The organism is Kitasatospora sp. NPDC059827 (assembly GCF_042731675.1).
Taxonomy (GTDB): domain Bacteria; phylum Actinomycetota; class Actinomycetes; order Streptomycetales; family Streptomycetaceae; genus Kitasatospora.
The window spans coordinates 60,346-76,672 of record NZ_JBHWIV010000016.1 but is presented as its reverse complement, the minus strand read 5'-3'; the positions used below and the strand labels follow the sequence as shown (position 1 = coordinate 76,672).

Below are 16,327 nucleotides of genomic sequence, written 5' to 3'. Positions count from 1 at the left end.
GGCTCGATCCCCGGGCGTCCTGACGTCGTGTCAGGTCGGATTCAGAGCCGGATCTCCAGTACCTGGCCGAGCCAGACGCCGGTCGGCTGCTCCACCTCGAAGCCCGCGGTCTCGGTGAAGCCGAGCGCCCGGTACTGGCCGACCAGCTTGCGGTCGTCGCCCGCGTAGCAGTCCACCCGCAGCAGGCCGAGGCCGCGCCGGCGGGTCTCCTCGACCGCGTCGGCGATCAGCGCCGCGCCGATGCCGGAACCCTTGAGGCTGCGGTCGGTGACCAGCAGGCGGACGAACAGCTCGGGCTCCTCCGAGACCGGGACGAACTTGCCCCGCTGTTCGGCCAGCACGCAGCAGCCGATCGTGCGGCCCTCGTCGTCCACCGCGATGCGGACCAGGAACGACTCCCCGGTGTACGAGGCGACCTGGTCGACCCGGGCCTGGTCGGTGCTGAACGGCCGGTCGCCCCACTGGCCGGTGCGTTCCCCGGCGGCCAGCCAGGAGACGGCGCCGTCGAGCAGGGACAGGATGTCGGGGACGTCCGCGGGCCCCCCGTTGCGGATCTTCATGGAAAACCGTTCTACACCGGACGGCCGGACGAGGGAAGCTTGGATCATGAGACTGTTCGTCGCGGTCCTGCCGCCCGTCGAGGCACTCCAGAGGCTCTCCGACGCGGTCGCGCCGCTGCACGGGCTGCCCGGGGCGGACCGGCTGCGCTGGACCGCCGTCGAGGGCCGGCACCTGACCCTGGCCTTCCTCGGCCAGGTGCCGGCCGAGCGGCTGCCGGAGCTGGAGACCGCCCTGGCGGCCGTCGCCGGGGTGCACCCGGCCCACCCGCTGCGGATCGCCGGCGCCGGCCGGTTCGGCGACCGGGTGCTCTGGGCCGGGGTCGAGGGGCGGACCCGGGCGCTGCGCGGGCTCGCGGAGGCCGTGGCCGGGGCCACCGCCGAGTTCACCGGGGAGGCCGACGCCTTCGCCTTCCACCCCCACCTCACCCTGGCCCGGGCCGGCTCCTCGCGCGGCCACCGGCGGGCCGTCCAGCGGGTCGCGGCGGCCGAGCTGGAGGGGCTGGCGGCGGCGCTGGCGGACTACCGGGGGCCGGAGTGGGAGGCCGCCGAGCTGCACCTGATGAGGAGCGACCTGGCCGGTGGGTTCGCCCACTACGAGTCGCTGCGCTCCTGGGCGCTGGCCGACCGGGGCTGAGGGGGCCGAGGGGGCCGAGGGGCGGGCTGAACAGGGCCTCGGATTCGCGAGGGTGCGAGCCGCAGGTACGCTCATTGACCGTGGATCCCAAGACTCGAATGCGCATCGTCTCCGGCACCCTGCTGCTGCTGCTGGCCGTCGTGCTGATCAGCTCGCTGTCCGGTAAGTAGCCCGGGCCCGAACGGCCCGAGCGGTCCGAGCGGTCCGAGCGGCCTGAACGGTCCGAGCGGTCCGAGCGGCCCCGGAAAGGCGAGAGGGCCACCGCCCGCAGGCGGTGGCCCTCAGCCGTGTCCTCGGGGCGGCTCAGCCGGCCAGCTGCTCGACCACGTGGTCGATGCAGTGGGTGAGCGCCTCGACGTCCGCCGGGTCGATCGCCGGGAACATCGCGACGCGCAGCTGGTTGCGGCCGAGCTTGCGGTACGGCTCGGTGTCCACGATGCCGTTGGCACGCAGTGCCTTCGCGACCGCGGCGGCGTCCACCGACTCGTCGAAGTCGATGGTGCCGACCACCTGGGAGCGCTCGGCCGGGTTCGCCACGAACGGGTTCGCGAAGGAGGACTTCTCGGCCCAGGCGTACAGCCTGGACGAGGAATCAGCCGTACGGGCGACGGCCCAGTCCAGCCCGCCGTTGCCGTTGATCCACTCCAGCTGGTCGGCCAGCAGGAACAGGGTGGCGAGCGACGGGGTGTTGTACGTCTGGTCCTTCGACGAGTTGTCGATGGCCGTCGGCAGCGAGAAGAACGGCGGGATGTAACGGCCGGAGCCGGCGATCTCGGCGGCGCGCTCCAGGGCGGCCGGGGAGAAGGTGGCCAGCCACAGGCCGCCCTCGGAGGCGAAGGACTTCTGCGGGGCGAAGTAGTAGACGTCGGTCTCGGTGATGTCCACCGGCAGGCCGCCGGCGCCCGAGGTGGCGTCCACCAGCACCAGCGAGCCCTCGTCCGCGCCCGCCGGACGCCGAATCGGCATCGCGACGCCGGTCGAGGTCTCGTTGTGGGTGAGGCCGTAGACGTCCACGCCGGCCTCGGCGACCGGCAGCGGGTGGGTGCCCGGGGCGGTCTTGATCACCGTCGGCTCGGCCAGCCACGGGGCGGCCTTGACCGAGGAGGCGAACTTCGAGGAGAACTCGCCGAAGTCCAGGTGCTGGGACTTCTCCCGCACCAGGCCGAAGGCGGCGATGTCCCAGAAGGCGGTGGAGCCGCCGTTGCCGAGGACGACTTCGTAGCCCTCCGGCAGCGAGAACAGGCTGCTCACGCCCTCGCGCACGCGCTTGACCAGGTTCTTCACCGGGGCCTGGCGGTGCGAGGTGCCGAGCAGGGAGGTCTGGGTGGCGGCGAGGGCACTCAGGGCCTCGGGGCGCACCTTGGACGGTCCGCAGCCGAAACGGCCGTCTGCGGGCTTGATGTCAGCGGGGATCTGGATCTGAGCCACGCGCGCAGCCTACCGGCGCGGGACTCGCCCGGGATACGGTCGTCCGCCCGCTGAGACTGTGATCTCCGTTGCTCGGGGGACGCCGACAGCGGGCCCGGACGGAGCCGGACCCGCTGGTCAGAGACGTTTGTTCGGGTGTGCGGGCGCGGGGTCAGTGCGCGATGGCGTCCCAGCCCTCGATCTCCTCGGGGCGGCGCGGGCCGGGGCCGATGTAGCGCGCGGAGGGGCGCACGAGGCGACCGGTGCGCTTCTGCTCCAGGATGTGCGCCGACCAGCCGGCGGTGCGCGCACAGGTGAACATCGAGGTGAACATGTGCGCGGGGACCTCGGCGAAGTCCAGCATGATCGCGGCCCAGAACTCGACGTTGGTGGCCAGCACGCGGTCGGGGCGGCGGTTGTGCAGCTCCTCCAGCGCGGCCTTCTCCAGCGCCTCGGCGACCTCGAAGCGCGGCGCGCCGAGCTCCTTGGCGGTGCGGCGCAGCACGCGGGCGCGCGGGTCCTCGGCGCGGTAGACGCGGTGGCCGAAGCCCATCAGGCGCTCGCCCTTGTCCAGCGCGTTCTTGACCCAGGTGGTCGCGTCACCGGTGCGCTCGATCTCCTCGATCATGCCGAGCACGCGGGACGGGGCGCCGCCGTGCAGCGGGCCGGACATCGCGCCGACCGCGCCGGAGAGCGCGGCCGCGACGTCGGCGCCGGTGGAGGCGATGACCCGGGCGGTGAAGGTGGAGGCGTTCATGCCGTGCTCGGCGGCCGAGGTCCAGTAGGCGTCGACGGCCTTGACGTGCTTCGGGTCCGGCTCGCCCCGCCAGCGGATCATGAAGCGCTCGACGACCGTCTCGGCCTTGTCGATCTCGCTCTGCGGGACCATCGGCAGGCCCTGGCCGCGGGCGGACTGGGCGACGTAGGACAGCGCCATCACGGCGGCCCGGGCGAGGTCGTCGCGGGCCCGCTCGGCGGAGATGTCGAGGAGCGGCTTGAGGCCCCAGACCGGGGCGAGCATGGCGAGCGCGGACTGGACGTCGACCCGGATGTCACCGGAGTGCACGGGGATCGGGAAGGGCTCGGCGGCCGGCAGGCCGGGGTTGAACTTGCCGTCCACCAGCAGGCCCCAGACGTGGCCGAAGGAGACGTGGCCGACCAGGTCGTCGATGTCGACACCGCGGTACCGCAGGGCGCCGCCCTCGCGGTCGGGTTCGGCGATCTCGCTCTCGAACGCGACGACTCCCTCAAGCCCGGGTACGAAATCGGACATGCGACGGCTCCTTCAGTTCTGCGATCGGTGCTCCGCCGTGGTGGGGCGGCGCTCCAGTGACCGAATCGTGGTTGGCACTCGGTGCCAGAGTGACAGGCACGGGGTGCATTGCGCCATACACCACCGCGGTGATGTTTCCCGTGGGACCACTTGACTTCCCCGTCGAGGGTCGGTCGTGCCCGGGGGACTCCCGGAACCAAACGTCAAGTTCCGGACAATTCCCCGTACGGCGGGCAGTCAAGCGGTGGCGAGTCACCATATCTCCGACCGGGGTTTGTCCGGAGGTAGCGGTGCCGGTTGCTTGTCGTACGGGATGATGTTGGCGTGCAGACCCCGGAACGCGCCCAGTCGACGCCCCTGAGCCCCGCCACCCGGACCCCGGCCGACGAGCCCCGCCCCGGTCCGGACCCCACCGTGATGCGCAAGCACTACGTCCACGAGGGCCTGGCCGAGGACCAGCTCGCGCCCGAGCCGGTCGGGCAGTTCGCCCGCTGGTTCCACGAGGCGGACGACGCCGGGGTGGCGGAACCCAACGCCATGGTGCTCTCCACCGCCGACGAGCGGGGCCGGCCCAGCTCGCGCACCGTCCTGCTCAAGGGCTTCGACGTCCGCGGCTTCGTGTTCTTCACCAACTACGGCTCCCGCAAGGGCTCCGAGCTCGCCGCCAACCCGTACGCCGCGCTGCTGTTCCCGTGGATCGTGCTGGGCCGCCAGGTGATCGTCCAGGGCCCGGTGGAGAAGGTCGGCCGGGACGAGACCGCCGCCTACTTCCGCACCCGCCCGCACGGCTCCCAACTCGGCGCCTGGGCCAGCGAACAGTCCAGCCCGGTCGAGAGCCGCGCCGTCCTCGAACAGCGCTACGCCGACCTGGAGCGCCGCTACCCCGAGGGCGAGGGCGTCCCCGTCCCGCCGTTCTGGGGCGGCTACCGGGTCGTCCCGGAGGCGGTCGAGTTCTGGCAGGGGCGAGAGAACCGGCTGCACGACCGCCTCCGCTACCTCGCCGACCCGACGGCCCCCGGCGGCTGGCGGGTGGAGCGCCTCTGCCCGTGACCGCCGCGGGCGGGGGCGGTCACGGGGGTGCCGTGCGTCCGGGTGGTGCGTCCGGGCGCGGCGGGCGACCGGATCTGATGAACCGTCACCGTTTTGTGTAGAATGTGCGCGTCACGGACCGGGGTCGAGGATTTTTCGGCCGCCGGCCCGCTGCGCCTGCGTGATCGGGTCGTGCCTGCGTGCATCGTAGTGAGGACTAAGGGACTGATGGGCGTCACCGGTGCGGAAACCGTCGCTGGCCTCGACTCCGACCTGGTCGACGTCGCCGCCCTGCCGCTCGACGAACTCGACGCCCTGCCCGACACCGTCCTCGGCGACCTGCTGCGCAGGGTCGTGGCGGACGCCCTGACCCCCGGGGCCGAGCCGCTCGCCGCGTTCCAGTCGGCACTCGAGCTCCGCTGACCCCGCCGCTGACCGCCGGTTAAACCCCCGTTGGCGAATGAATTCGCCAACTCTTGCACCAGTGGGTGCGGTTGGCGACATGCTGGGTAAAGAACCAGCGCCGTCACGGCACCGTCAGGGTCGGGGGGAACAGGTGAGTGAACGGGAACAGCAGCAGCGCCCGTACTTCTTCTTCAGCTACGCGCGTCGGGACTTCGAGGCGGGGGACGCCTTCGTCGACCAGTTCTTCAACGACCTGAGGGACGAACTCGGGCGCATCCTCGGGCCCGCCGTGCAGGCCGACGAACTCGCCTTCCGGGACACCGAACGGCTCCGGCTGGGCGACGAATGGGCCGAGAAGCTCGCGCTGATGCTCGGCCGCAGCCGGACCATGGTCGCGCTCTACTCCCCGGCCTACTTCGCCAGCCTCTACTGCGGCAAGGAGTGGACGGCCTTCCGCGGCAGGGTCCGGCGCCACCACGAGGAGACCGCGGAACTGGTCTCGGCGCTGATCCCGGTGCTCTGGGAGCCGGTCGCGCCCGGGGACCTCGTCACCGAGGTCACCAGGATCCAGTGGGCCCAGCCGGACATGGGCGAGGCCTACGCCCGGCACGGCCTGCGCGCCCTGCTGCGCACCGCCCAGCAGGACGCCTACCGGCAGGTCGTCCGGGTCGTCGCCGGACGGGTCCGGGACGCCGCCGTCCGGCGGCTCGCCGAACTCCCCGAGTTCGACCTGGAGGCCGTCCGCGGCTACTTCCCCGGGCCGGCCGCGCCGGCGCCCGCCGCCGAACCCGGCATGGTCCGGCTGTTCATCGCGGCCGGCCGGGCCTCGGAGGCCGCCGCCGAGGGCGGCTCCCGCTCGGGCGGCTGGTACGGGGCCAGGCCGTGGAACTGGACGCCGTTCTACCCGCCCGCCCAGCCCTCGCTGGCCTCGCGCGCCCAGCAGGTGATCACCAACGCCGGGCACATCACCACGCTGGAGGAGATAGGCGCCGGACTCGGCGAGAAGCTCGACCAGGCCCGGGAGGACAGCCAGGTCAGCGTCCTGCTGGTGGACCCGTGGGCGGCCGAGGCCGAGCGCTACCGCTCCGCCCTGCGCGAGTACGACGACCAGAACCACCCGGTCACCGGCGTGGTCGTGCCGATCGGCGGCAGCGACCCGGACGGGGAGCGCGAACCGCCGTGGACCGGCGTGCGCGCCGTCTTCCGACGCAACTGGTTGCGCCGGCGCGACCCGGAGCACTTGTTCCGGGTCAAAGTGAGCCAGGAGAGCTTCGACAGCGACCTCGCCATCATGGTGACGGTTGCTCAGAACAAGCTCATGGACGACAACTTGGATTGGGGGGACGATGGCGGCGACGCCTTCGGCTTCGGCCCGGGCGGCGGCCCGGACATGCCGGGCCTCGCCATTCCGGCCGGTCCGCCCGGCCCCTCCGGTCCGCCGCGGAGCCCGTCCGCGCGCCGGGAACCCGAACCGCCACCGAAGGACCTGCCCGGCCAGCGCCCGGGCAGCCACGACGGCTCAGTCCCGCTGAGGGGAGACGGACGATGAGCATCGAGCCCGGCACGGAGCCCGGACGCGGCGGACCGGGATCCGTCGTCACGTTCTACTCCTTCAAGGGCGGCACCGGCCGGACCATGGCGCTCGCCAACGTCGGCTGGATCCTCGCCAGCCGGGGCCTGCGCGTCCTGGTGGTCGACTGGGACCTGGAGGCGCCCGGCCTCCACCGCTACTACCACCCGCTGCTGGTCGACCCCGAACTCCACTCCACCGACGGCCTGATCGACCTCCTGCGCGGATACGTCAAGCAGGCGCTGCCCTCCGCCGCCGGCCCCACCGGCCGGTCCCCGGCCGCCTGGCTGGACGAACCCGGGCGGCTGGACGGCTACATCTGCGGCCTCGCCCTCGACCTGCCGGCCGGCGGGCGGCTCGACTTCCTCCCGGCGGGCCGGCAGAACGCCGCCTACGCGGCCGCCGTCACCAGCTTCAACTGGCGCAGCTTCTACCACGGCCGGGACATCCGCGGCGGCGAGTTCCTGCGCGAACTGCGCGAACGCTGGGCCCGGAACTACGACTACGTGCTCATCGACAGCCGCACCGGGGTCAGCGACACCTCCGGCATCTGCACCGTCCTGATGCCCGACACCGTGGTCGACTGCTTCACGTTCAGCGCCCAGAACATCCGCGGCGGCGTCGACGCCGCCAAGGCCATCGCCGAGGCCGAGGAACGGGCCATCCGGGTCCTGCCGGTGCCGATGCGGGTCGAGGACGCCGAACAGGAACGCCTCGAAGCCGGCCGGGACTTCGCCCGCGAGGCCTTCGCCCCCTACCTCGGCCGCTGGCTGCCCGGCGACCGCCGGGCCGCCTACTGGGCCGACGTCGAAGTGCCGTACAAGCCGTTCTACGCCTACGAGGAGGTGCCCGCCACCGTCGCCGACCGGCCGCAGGAGGCGCGCAGCCTGCTCAACGCCTTCGAGCGGCTGGCCGAATGGATCACCGACGGCCGGGTCCGCTCGCTGCGCCCGCTCGGCTCCGAGGCCCGCCGCCGGCTGTACGGCGCCTACCTGCGCTCCGCCCGGGCGGTGCCCCGCCAGGTCTACGTCAGCTACGCGCCCGAGGACCGGATGTGGGCCGAATGGGCGGCCGGCACCCTCACCCGCTTCGGCTACCAGACCTCCCTGCACAACGCCGCCGAACCGTACACCGGCCAGCGGCCGCCGGAGGTCACCGGACCGCTCGACGGCCAGGGCCGGCTGCTCGCGCTGCTCTCGCCCGAGTACACCGCGCTGCCCCGGGCCGGTGAGGTCTGGCAGCTCCTCCAGGGGCGCGAACTCCCCTCCGGCACCTCGGCGTTGGTCGCCCTGCGGCTGCAGGACTCGGACGAGCCGGTGCCCCGGCCGTTCATCGGCCAGGCGGTGCCCGACCTGGTCCGTTCCTCGGCGACCGGCGCCGAGGCCCAGCTGTACGGCGAACTCGGCCCGCCGCCCGGCAGCAACCGCCAGTTCGACACCGACAGCGGCGAGTTCATCGCCCCCGCCCGCTTCCCCGGCACCGCCCCGCAGGTCCAGGACGCGCCCTCGCGCAACGCCGCCTTCATCGGCCGCGGCAAACTGCTCGAACTGCTCCGCAACCGCTTCACCGGCGGCCCCGCCGCCGTCCTCAGCCAGGTGCTCTACGGCTTCGGCGGTGCGGGCAAGTCCCAGATCGCGGCCGAGTACGCGCACCGCTTCAAGTCCGCCTACGACGTCATCTGGTGGGTGCCCGCCGAGGAGCCCGCCAACATCCCGCAGAAGCTCGCCGAACTCGCCCCCCGGCTCGGCGTGCCCACCAGCGACGACGTCGCCCACACCGCCGCCGCCGTCCTGGACGCGCTGCGCCGCGGCCACCCGTACCGCCGCTGGCTGCTGGTCTTCGACAACGCCGGCACCCCCGAGGAACTCGCCCCCTGGCAGCCCGGCGGCTCCTCCGGCGGGCACGTGCTGATCACCTCGCGCAACCAGGGCTGGGCCCGGCACGCCGGCCTGGTCGAGGTCGACGTCTTCCTGCGCGAGGAGAGCATCCGACTGCTGCGCCGCTTCAACGGCGGCCTCTCCCCGGAGGACGCCGACCAGGTCGCGCACCGCCTCGGGGACCTCCCGCTCGCCGTCGGCCAGGCCGCCGTCTGGCTCCAGGAGACGTCGATGCCGATCGCCACCTACCTCGAACTGCTCGACGACGAGCTCACCGAGATGCTCGAACGCACCCGGCTGCGCCCCGCCGAGTACCCCCACTCCGCCGCCGCGACCTGGCGCATCTCGGTCGAGGAACTGCGCCGGATGAACGCCCCGGCCGCCCAGATACTGGAACTCTGCGCCTTCTTCGGCCCCGACGCCATCCCGATGCGGCTGCTCTACAGCCGGGCCGTCACCCGCGCCCTGCGGCTGTCCCCGCGCGCCCCGCGCGACAAGCTCGCGATCGGCGAGTTCCTGCGCGCCATCAACCGGTTCGGGCTGGCCCGCACCGACCAGGGCAGCGAGACGATCACCGTCCACCGGCTGGTCCAGGCCGTGCTCCGGGACCAGGTCGAGGAGGAGCGGCAGGCCGCACTGCGCGGCGTCGTGCACGCGGCCCTGGCCACCGCCAACCCCGGCGACCCGGACATCCCCGCCAACTGGGCCGAGTACGCCGAGCTCCTGCCCCACCTCTGGCCGTCCGGCGCCGTCGACAGCGGCGACGAGGACGTCCGGCAGTGGATCATCGACTCGGTCCGCTACCAGTGGAAGCGCAGCCTGCACGAGTCCGGCCGGGAACTCGCCGAACGGGCCCTGGAGCACTGGCGCGCGGACGCCTACGGCGGTGCCGACTTCGACGTCGACAACGACGCCCAGACGCTCATGCTGCGCACCCAGCTGAGCAACATCCGCCGCTCCCAGGGGGCCCTCCAGGAGGCCTACGAGATGGACCGGGACATCCTGGAGAGGTTCACCGCGACCCTGGGCCCGGAGCACTCCCACACCCTCGCCGTCGCCAACAGCCTCGGCGCCGACCTGCGCTTCCTCGGCCGCTACGACGAGGCCAGGGCGCTCGACCGCAGGACCCTGGACGCGGCCCGGCGCACCCTCGGGCCCGACCACCCGCGCACCCTGATGATCACCAACAACCTGGCCGTCTCCGACTACCTGGCCGGGGACCGCTACGCCGCCCTGGAGCGGCACCGCAGCAACTACCTCCAGCAGCGCGACGCCCTCGGCGCGCACAGCCTCTACGCCCTCTCCTCCGCCTCCAACTACGCCCGCGACCTGCGCGAGACCGGGCGGCTGCGGGAGGCGCTGGACCTGCTGGAGGAGACCGTGCGGATCTACCAGCAGACCATCGGCGACAGCCACACCGACACCCTGCGGGCCCGCAAGAACCTCGCCGTCGCGCTGCGCCGGGCCGGGCGCTACCACGAGGCCCTGGAGATCGACGAGGACATCTACCAGCGCTACCTGGACATCAACGGCGCCGAACACCCAGACACCCTGGCGGCCGCCACCAACCTGGCCAGCGACCTCAACGCGCTCGGCGACACCGAACGGGCGATCCCGCTGGCCGAACGGGCCCTCGCCCGGTACCGCGACTACCTGGGCGAGAACCACCCGGTCACGCTGGCCGGCGCCAACAACCTCTCGGTCTACCTGCGGCTGGCCGGCCGGATCGCGGAAGCCCGGGAACTGTCCGGGCGCACGCTGGCGCAGTTCCGGACCGTCCTCGGCCCGGACCACCTGTACATCCCGATCGCGATGATGAACCACGCGAACGACCTGGCACTGGGCGGCGAGATCCGGGCCGCGCTCGCCCTGGAGCAGGAGGCCGAGCCGCTGATGACCAGGGCGCTCGGCCCGGACCACTACGACTCGATCGGCATCAACTCCAACCTCGCGCTGTCCCTGGCGGCGGTCGGGGAGACCGAGCGGGCCGCCGAACTGCGGGCCGACTGCATCCGGCGGGCCCGGATCACGCTGGGGGAGGAGCACCCGACCACCGTCGCCGTGAAGGCCGGCACCAGGCTCGACTCGGACGTGGAACCCCCGCACGTGTGACGGACGATCAGGAGATGCCACCGGGCGGTGCTAGGTTCACGCGCATGGTGCCGTTCCGGCAGTTCCTGCTGAAGATCCACAGCCGTTGCAACCTCGCCTGCGACTACTGCTACGTGTACGAGGGCGCCGACCAGAGCTGGCGCGACCGGCCGCGGCGGATGGAGCTCGCCACCGTCCGCCGCACCGCCCGCAGGATCGCCGAGCACGCGGCCGGACAGGGGCTCGACGAGGTCTCCGTGGTGCTGCACGGCGGCGAGCCGCTGCTCGTCGGCGCGGCCCACCTGGACGCCCTGCTCGCCGAGTTGGCGCAGATCACCGAGACCGGGCCGCGCGTGCGGTTCAGCCTGCAGACCAACGGGCTGCGGCTGCTGGACGAGCCCGCGCTGCTCGACGTGCTGCACCGCCACCGGGTCGGCGTGGCCGTCTCGCTGGACGGCACCCGGGCCGACCACGACCGGCACCGCCGGCTTCCCTCCGGCGCCGGCAGCTGGGAACGCACCGCGGCCGCGGTCCGGCTGCTCGGCTCCGAGCCGCACCGGGAGCTGTTCGCCGGCCTGCTGTGCGTCGTCGACCTGGCCGCCGACCCGGTCGCCACCTACGAGGCGCTGCTGGAGTTCGCCCCGCCCAGGCTCGACCTGCTGCTGCCGCACGCCACCTGGCGGAGCGGACCGCCCGGCGTCCACCGCGGCCTCCCGACCGGCCCGCCCGGCCCCACCGACCCGGCGCCGTACGGGGAATGGCTGATCGCCGCCTTCGACCGCTGGTACGACGCGCCGTACCGGGAGACCGGGGTGCGGCTGTTCGAGGAGCTGTCCGTCCTGCTGCTCGGCGGGCGGGCCGCCAGCGAGGCGGTCGGGCTGGCACCGGTCGACCTGGTGGTGGTCGAGGCGGACGGCACCGTCGAGCAGGCCGACAGCCTCAAGGCGGCCTACGACGGCGCCGCCGGGACGGGCCTGGACGTGTGGCGGCACGGTTTCGCCCAGGCGGCCGCCCACCCGGCCTTCCGGGCCCGCCAGCGGGGCCTGGCCGGGCTCGGGCCGGAGTGCGCGGCCTGCCCGCTGGTGCGGGTCTGCGGCGGCGGGCTCTACGCCCACCGCTACGCCGGGGACGGCTTCGCGCACCCCTCGGTGTACTGCGCCGACCTGGACCGGCTGATCCGGCACATCGCGGGGCGGCTGCGGGCCGGGGTGGCGGAGCTGGCCGGGGCCGGGCGGCGGCGGTAGCGGGGGTGTCGGCGATGGGCGTGCTCACCCGTCCGGGTCATGCACGGGCCGGGACCGGCTGAGTCGGCGTTGCGCGGGGAGACTGCGGGCGGACCGGGCGGGGCGCCCGGCGATCCAGGGGACCTCACGAGAGGACGGACCGGTGACGGGTACGGGCGAGGCGGTGGCGACCGGGGTGCCGGGCGCGCGCGGGAAGCAGGGGAGCGGCGCGGCCGGAAGCGGTGCGGCCGGGTTGCCGCGGCACGGCCTGGACCGGGCGACCTTCCGGGCGGTCGCGGCCGCCCGGGGCGGCCCCGAGGCCGTCCGGCTGCTGCGGGCCGGCCAGTTGAGCAAGCGGGCGCTGTTGCTGCTGGCACTGCGTCGCACGGCGCCGCAGGACGAGGGCTACCGGGAGGCCTACCGCGCGGTCCGCGAACTCCAGCGGGCCGACCGGGCGCGCTGGGAAGAGGTGCTGCTGCGACCGGAGTTGGACGCCTGGGCGGCGGACTGCCTGCGGGCCCTCGCGCTGGACCGGGCGGCGCCACTGGACGGTCTGGGCGAGTTCCTGCGGGCCGGGGCCGGGCCGGCGCTCGTCCTGGAGTGCGAGGGGCTGCGCTGGACGCCGGTGATCGACCACCTCGGACCGCGCCGGGTGGACTACGGACGGCCTCCGGACGGTCCGCTGTCCGCTGCCGAACTGGGCCGGTGGGAGGACCAGTTGGCGAGGGCCTGGGAGGTCCTGGTGCACCGTCACCGGCGACACGCGGAAGCCGTGGCGGCCTGCGTCGCCGTGGTGGTGCCGCTGCGGCCCGCTCCCGGCGGGGAGGCGGTCAGCGCCGCCGCCCGACGGGCGTACGGGGCGGTGGCGGCCTCGCTGCCGGCCGAGCCGGTCCTGCTCGCGCTGGCCCTGGTGCACGAGTTCCTGCACGTCCAACTCGGCGCCCTGCTGGACCTCGTACCGCTCCACCGGCCGAACGGCCCGGCGGTCTACCACGCCCCCTGGCGGCCCGACCGGCGCCCGGCCGGCGCGCTGCTCCAGGGGACGTACGCGCACCTGGGGGTGGCCTCGTTCTGGGCGGCCGAGGTCGCCGCCGGGGTGAGTGAACCGGCCCGCGCGGAACGGGAGTTCGCCTGCTGGCGGGCGCACACCCTGGCGGCGGCCCGGACACTGCTGGAGTGCGGCGAACTCACCGCCAGCGGACGGGAGTTCACCGAGGAGCTGGCGCGTTCCGTCCGGGAGCTGGGGGTCTGAGGCGCGCTGCTCCGGACGGATGCGGCCGGTCGGGCGACGGTGCGACGGTGCCGGGAGCACCCGCGCGGGGCGCCGCCCGTACCCCCGGCGTGCATCCGTGCGGAGATCGGCCGGGCGGCTCGAACGCCTGCTCCGGTCAACGCGCTTCGGCGCGCGCGATGGCGAAGCGCGCGACCGCTGAACGGGTGAATTCTCGGGCTTTCGCGCGCCGTGGTACGGCGTCGGCCAGCTGGGCAGACCAACTTGGGGAGGCAAGGTGCCGCGCGGAGACCTCGCGGGCACTACATTGGTCGCAACCGGGTGACCTACCCGGACTCGGCAGGTCCTAACCGCGCCTAAGGAAACGAATATGACTCCGGTAACCAGCACCAGGCCGGCCCGTAACCTCACTGACACTCAGGAGACGCCGGATCGCCCGTCCCTCGCCGAGCTCGCCGCCCTGGGTGCGGAGGAACTCGCCGCCCGGCTGCAGCGCGCCCTCCCCGGCGCGGAATCCGGCCTCGTGCCGGTCGCGGCCTTCAACTCCTCGATCTGACCCGCTCCGGAACCCCGAAACGGACCCCAGGCCGAGCTGAACCCGCCACACCCATGATGACGCGAATTCCGGTGCCACTGACGCAATTCGTGGTCAAGATGCACAGCCGGTGCGATCTCGCCTGCGACCACTGCTACGTCTACGAGCATGCGGACAGCAGCTGGCGCTCCCGCCCCAAGGTGATCGGGGAGGGGATCCTGGCCAAGGCCGCCGAGCGGATCGGTGAGCATGCGGTCGCCCACCGGTTGTCCGCCGTCCGGGTCGTCCTGCACGGGGGAGAACCCCTGCTCGCCGGCCCGGACCGGTTGCGCCGCGCGGCCGAAGCGCTGCGGGCGGCGCTCCCGCCCGGCTGTGCCCTCGACCTGCGCATCCACACCAACGGCGTGCTGCTCAGCCGTGCGTTCTGCGAGCTGTTCGCGGAGCTGGACCTCAGGGTCGGCATCTCGCTGGACGGGGACCGGGCCGCCAACGACCGGCACCGGCGCTTCGCCGACGGGCGGAGCAGTCATCCACAGGTGCTGCGGGCGGTCGGGCTGCTGAACGAGCCCGAGTTCCGGCACCTGTTCGCCGGGCTGCTGTGCACCATCGACATCGAGAACGACCCGGTGGCCGTGTACCGGGCGCTGGTCGAACTGCGGCCCCCCGCCGTCGACTTCCTGCTTCCGCACGCGACCTGGGAGGACCCGCCGAAGCGGCTCGCGGGCGGCCCGGAGGACCCGTACGCGGACTGGCTGCTGGTTGTCCACAGGCTGTGGGAAACGGACGCGCGGCCGTTCGCCGTGCGCACCTTCGAATCCGTGCACCGGACGGTGCGCGGACTGTCCAGCCTCACCGAGTCGCTCGGGCTGGAGCCCTCGGACCTCGCCGTGCTGGAGACGGACGGGACCTTCGAGCAGGCGGACAGCCTCAAGACCGCGTACGACGGGGCGCCCGTCACCGGCATGAACGTTTTCGCGCACAGCCTCGACGACCTCGCCCGCCACCCCGGCATCGCCGCCCGCCAGTCCGGCCTCGCCGGACTGAGCGCGACCTGCCGGGCCTGCCCGGTGGTCCGCGCCTGCGGCGGCGGACTGTACGCCCACCGCTACCGGGCGGACAATGGCTTCGACAACCCCTCCGTCTACTGCGGTGACCTCATGACGCTCATCAACGGCATTGCGGGCAACGGAGGTTCGGCCTCCGCGCCGGCACCCGTGCCCGCCCAGGGCGGCCGTCCGCTGCTGCCGGCTGCACTCACCCCGGCCCAACTCGACGAGCTGGCACGGGGATACGGCGGTGCCGACACCATCGCCGCCCTCGGCGCCGCCCAACTCTCCCTCACCCGGGCGATGCTGGCCGCCGCCTGGGACGCCTCCGGGCAGGGCCGGGCGGCCGCCTGGGAGCTGCTGTCGGAGCTCGACGGGGCGGCGGCCGGGGCCGTGGACACGGTGCTGGCCCACCCGTACGCCCGGGCCTGGGCCGCGCGGCGGCTCGCCGGGGACCTCACGGTCGGCCTCGGACCGATGGCGGCCCTGGCCGCCGCGGCCGCGGTGCGGGCCGGGCGCGGGGACGCCGTCACGGTGCCCGCCCGGGGCGGCCGGCTGCACCTGCCGACGCTGGGGCGGATCGCGGTGCCGGACGGCGAGGCGGTGGTCACCGGGCACGCCGACGGCTTCGAGGTGCGGGCCGCCGACGGGACGGTGTTCACGGAGTTGGACGACCCGCTGCGACGGATCCGGCTGGCCGGCGGCTGGACGGTCGCGCTGGAGGACCTCGACCCGCTGCGCGACAGCCACGACCACCCGGTGGCCGACCGGCTGCCCGAAGCCGAACTGCTCGGCTGGACGGGCGCGTTGCGCGAAGCCTGGGAGCTGCTCGGGCGCGACCTGCCCGACTACGCGGAGGGCATCCGGGCCGGGCTGACGACGATCACCCCGCTGCGGCCCGGCCCCGCCGGACGCGACGTCAGCTCGGCGGCGCGGCAGGCGTACGGCGCGGTCGGCATCGCCCGGCCCGCCACCGCGCCCACGCTGGCGCTGTTGCTCGCCCACGAGTTCCAGCACGTGAAGCTCGGCGCGGTGCTGGACCTGTACGACCTGTACGACCGGTCCGACGACCGGCTGTACTTCGCCCCCTGGCGGCCCGACCCGCGCCCGCTGGAGGGACTGCTCCAGGGCACGTACGCCCACCTGGCGGTCACCGAGTACTGGGGCACCCGCACCGCCGCGTACGACGGCCTGGCGGGGGAGGCCGCCGACCGGGCGCGGGCGCAGTTCGCGCTCTGGCGGCAGTACACCGCCGAGGCCGTCGAGCGGCTGACCGGATCCGGGGCGCTGACCGGGCTGGGGGCCCGGTTCGCCGCAGGGATGGGGGAGAGCGTCGCGCCGTGGCTCGCCGTACCGCTGCCGGCGGCGGCGGAACGGGTCGCGGAGAAGGCGCGGGAGGAGCGGAGTCGGCTCCGGTACGTCGAGGCCTGAACGAAGCGGTGTTGA

Annotated in this window: 12 protein-coding genes; 9 read left to right on the top strand and 3 right to left on the bottom strand. The window is 73.8% G+C overall.

Annotation, left to right across the window (positions count from 1 at the left end; genetic code table 11):
- Positions 1-41 precede the first annotated feature (41 nt).
- Entirely contained in the window at positions 42-560 is a 519-nt protein-coding gene (locus ACFV8H_RS13335) for a GNAT family N-acetyltransferase (protein ID WP_380399207.1), read from the bottom strand.
- Positions 561-606: 46 nt separating this feature from the next.
- Here ACFV8H_RS13335 and thpR point away from each other — a divergent pair, with 46 nt between their 5' ends.
- Positions 607-1,194, top strand: a complete 588-nt coding sequence (gene thpR, locus ACFV8H_RS13330; RefSeq protein ID WP_380399205.1) for an RNA 2',3'-cyclic phosphodiesterase — start codon at positions 607-609, stop codon at positions 1,192-1,194.
- Positions 1,195-1,497: 303 nt separating this feature from the next.
- Here the strand turns inward: thpR and serC are convergent, their stop codons facing one another.
- Positions 1,498-2,622, bottom strand: coding sequence for a phosphoserine transaminase (gene serC / locus ACFV8H_RS13325; RefSeq protein ID WP_380399203.1), 1,125 nt, complete (start codon positions 2,620-2,622; stop codon positions 1,498-1,500).
- A gap of 151 nt (positions 2,623-2,773) precedes the next feature.
- The gene (locus ACFV8H_RS13320; RefSeq protein ID WP_380399201.1) at positions 2,774-3,874 is read right to left on the bottom strand and encodes a citrate synthase 2; all 1,101 of its coding nucleotides are present in this window, start codon (positions 3,872-3,874) and stop codon (positions 2,774-2,776) included.
- A 417-nt stretch (positions 3,875-4,291) separates the two neighbouring features.
- Between ACFV8H_RS13320 and pdxH the strand changes: the two genes are divergently transcribed.
- The 8 genes from pdxH to ACFV8H_RS13280 all read left to right on the top strand — a co-directional run bounded on the left by pdxH (position 4,292) and on the right by ACFV8H_RS13280 (position 16,312).
- Positions 4,292-4,924, top strand: a complete 633-nt coding sequence (gene pdxH, locus ACFV8H_RS13315) for a pyridoxamine 5'-phosphate oxidase (protein ID WP_375888851.1) — start codon at positions 4,292-4,294, stop codon at positions 4,922-4,924.
- A gap of 207 nt (positions 4,925-5,131) precedes the next feature.
- The gene (gene fxsA / locus ACFV8H_RS13310; RefSeq protein ID WP_350504982.1) at positions 5,132-5,326 is read left to right on the top strand and encodes an FxSxx-COOH cyclophane-containing RiPP peptide; all 195 of its coding nucleotides are present in this window, start codon (positions 5,132-5,134) and stop codon (positions 5,324-5,326) included.
- A gap of 133 nt (positions 5,327-5,459) precedes the next feature.
- Positions 5,460-6,857: a TIR-like protein FxsC gene (locus tag ACFV8H_RS13305; RefSeq protein WP_380399199.1), complete on the top strand. Its 1,398-nt coding sequence runs from the start codon at positions 5,460-5,462 to the stop codon at positions 6,855-6,857.
- Positions 6,854-10,867 (top strand): FxSxx-COOH system tetratricopeptide repeat protein, encoded by a 4,014-nt coding sequence (gene fxsT / locus ACFV8H_RS13300; protein WP_380399197.1) that lies wholly within the window; start codon positions 6,854-6,856, stop codon positions 10,865-10,867. The genes ACFV8H_RS13305 and fxsT overlap by 4 nt, the downstream gene beginning before the upstream one ends.
- A 44-nt stretch (positions 10,868-10,911) precedes the next feature.
- Complete coding sequence (locus tag ACFV8H_RS13295) at positions 10,912-12,090, top strand: FxsB family cyclophane-forming radical SAM/SPASM peptide maturase (protein ID WP_380399195.1); 1,179 nt, start codon at positions 10,912-10,914, stop codon at positions 12,088-12,090.
- 142 nt (positions 12,091-12,232) lie between these two features.
- The gene (locus ACFV8H_RS13290) at positions 12,233-13,321 is read left to right on the top strand and encodes an aKG-HExxH-type peptide beta-hydroxylase (RefSeq protein WP_380399193.1); all 1,089 of its coding nucleotides are present in this window, start codon (positions 12,233-12,235) and stop codon (positions 13,319-13,321) included.
- Positions 13,322-13,670: 349 nt separating this feature from the next.
- Positions 13,671-13,856 carry a hypothetical protein gene (locus ACFV8H_RS13285; protein WP_380399192.1) on the top strand — a complete coding sequence of 62 codons (186 nt, stop codon included), beginning with the start codon at positions 13,671-13,673 and terminating at the stop codon, positions 13,854-13,856.
- 56 nt (positions 13,857-13,912) lie between these two features.
- Complete coding sequence (locus tag ACFV8H_RS13280) at positions 13,913-16,312, top strand: FxsB family cyclophane-forming radical SAM/SPASM peptide maturase (RefSeq protein WP_380399190.1); 2,400 nt, start codon at positions 13,913-13,915, stop codon at positions 16,310-16,312.
- Positions 16,313-16,327: the final 15 nt, after the last annotated feature.

What these genes read in the sequence shown, in the direction of transcription:
- ACFV8H_RS13335 (WP_380399207.1), bottom strand. Translation starts at nt 560, where the DNA reads ATGAAGATCCGCAACGGGGGGCCCGCGGACGTCCCCGACATCCTGTCC.
- ACFV8H_RS13295 (WP_380399195.1), top strand. Translation starts at nt 10,912, where the DNA reads ATGGTGCCGTTCCGGCAGTTCCTGCTGAAGATCCACAGCCGTTGCAAC.
- ACFV8H_RS13285 (WP_380399192.1), top strand. Translation starts at nt 13,671, where the DNA reads ATGACTCCGGTAACCAGCACCAGGCCGGCCCGTAACCTCACTGACACT.
- ACFV8H_RS13280 (WP_380399190.1), top strand. Translation starts at nt 13,913, where the DNA reads ATGACGCGAATTCCGGTGCCACTGACGCAATTCGTGGTCAAGATGCAC.
- fxsA (WP_350504982.1), top strand. Translation starts at nt 5,132, where the DNA reads ATGGGCGTCACCGGTGCGGAAACCGTCGCTGGCCTCGACTCCGACCTG.
- fxsT (WP_380399197.1), top strand. Translation starts at nt 6,854, where the DNA reads ATGAGCATCGAGCCCGGCACGGAGCCCGGACGCGGCGGACCGGGATCC.
- thpR (WP_380399205.1), top strand. Translation starts at nt 607, where the DNA reads ATGAGACTGTTCGTCGCGGTCCTGCCGCCCGTCGAGGCACTCCAGAGG.
- pdxH (WP_375888851.1), top strand. Translation starts at nt 4,292, where the DNA reads ATGCGCAAGCACTACGTCCACGAGGGCCTGGCCGAGGACCAGCTCGCG.
- ACFV8H_RS13320 (WP_380399201.1), bottom strand. Translation starts at nt 3,874, where the DNA reads ATGTCCGATTTCGTACCCGGGCTTGAGGGAGTCGTCGCGTTCGAGAGC.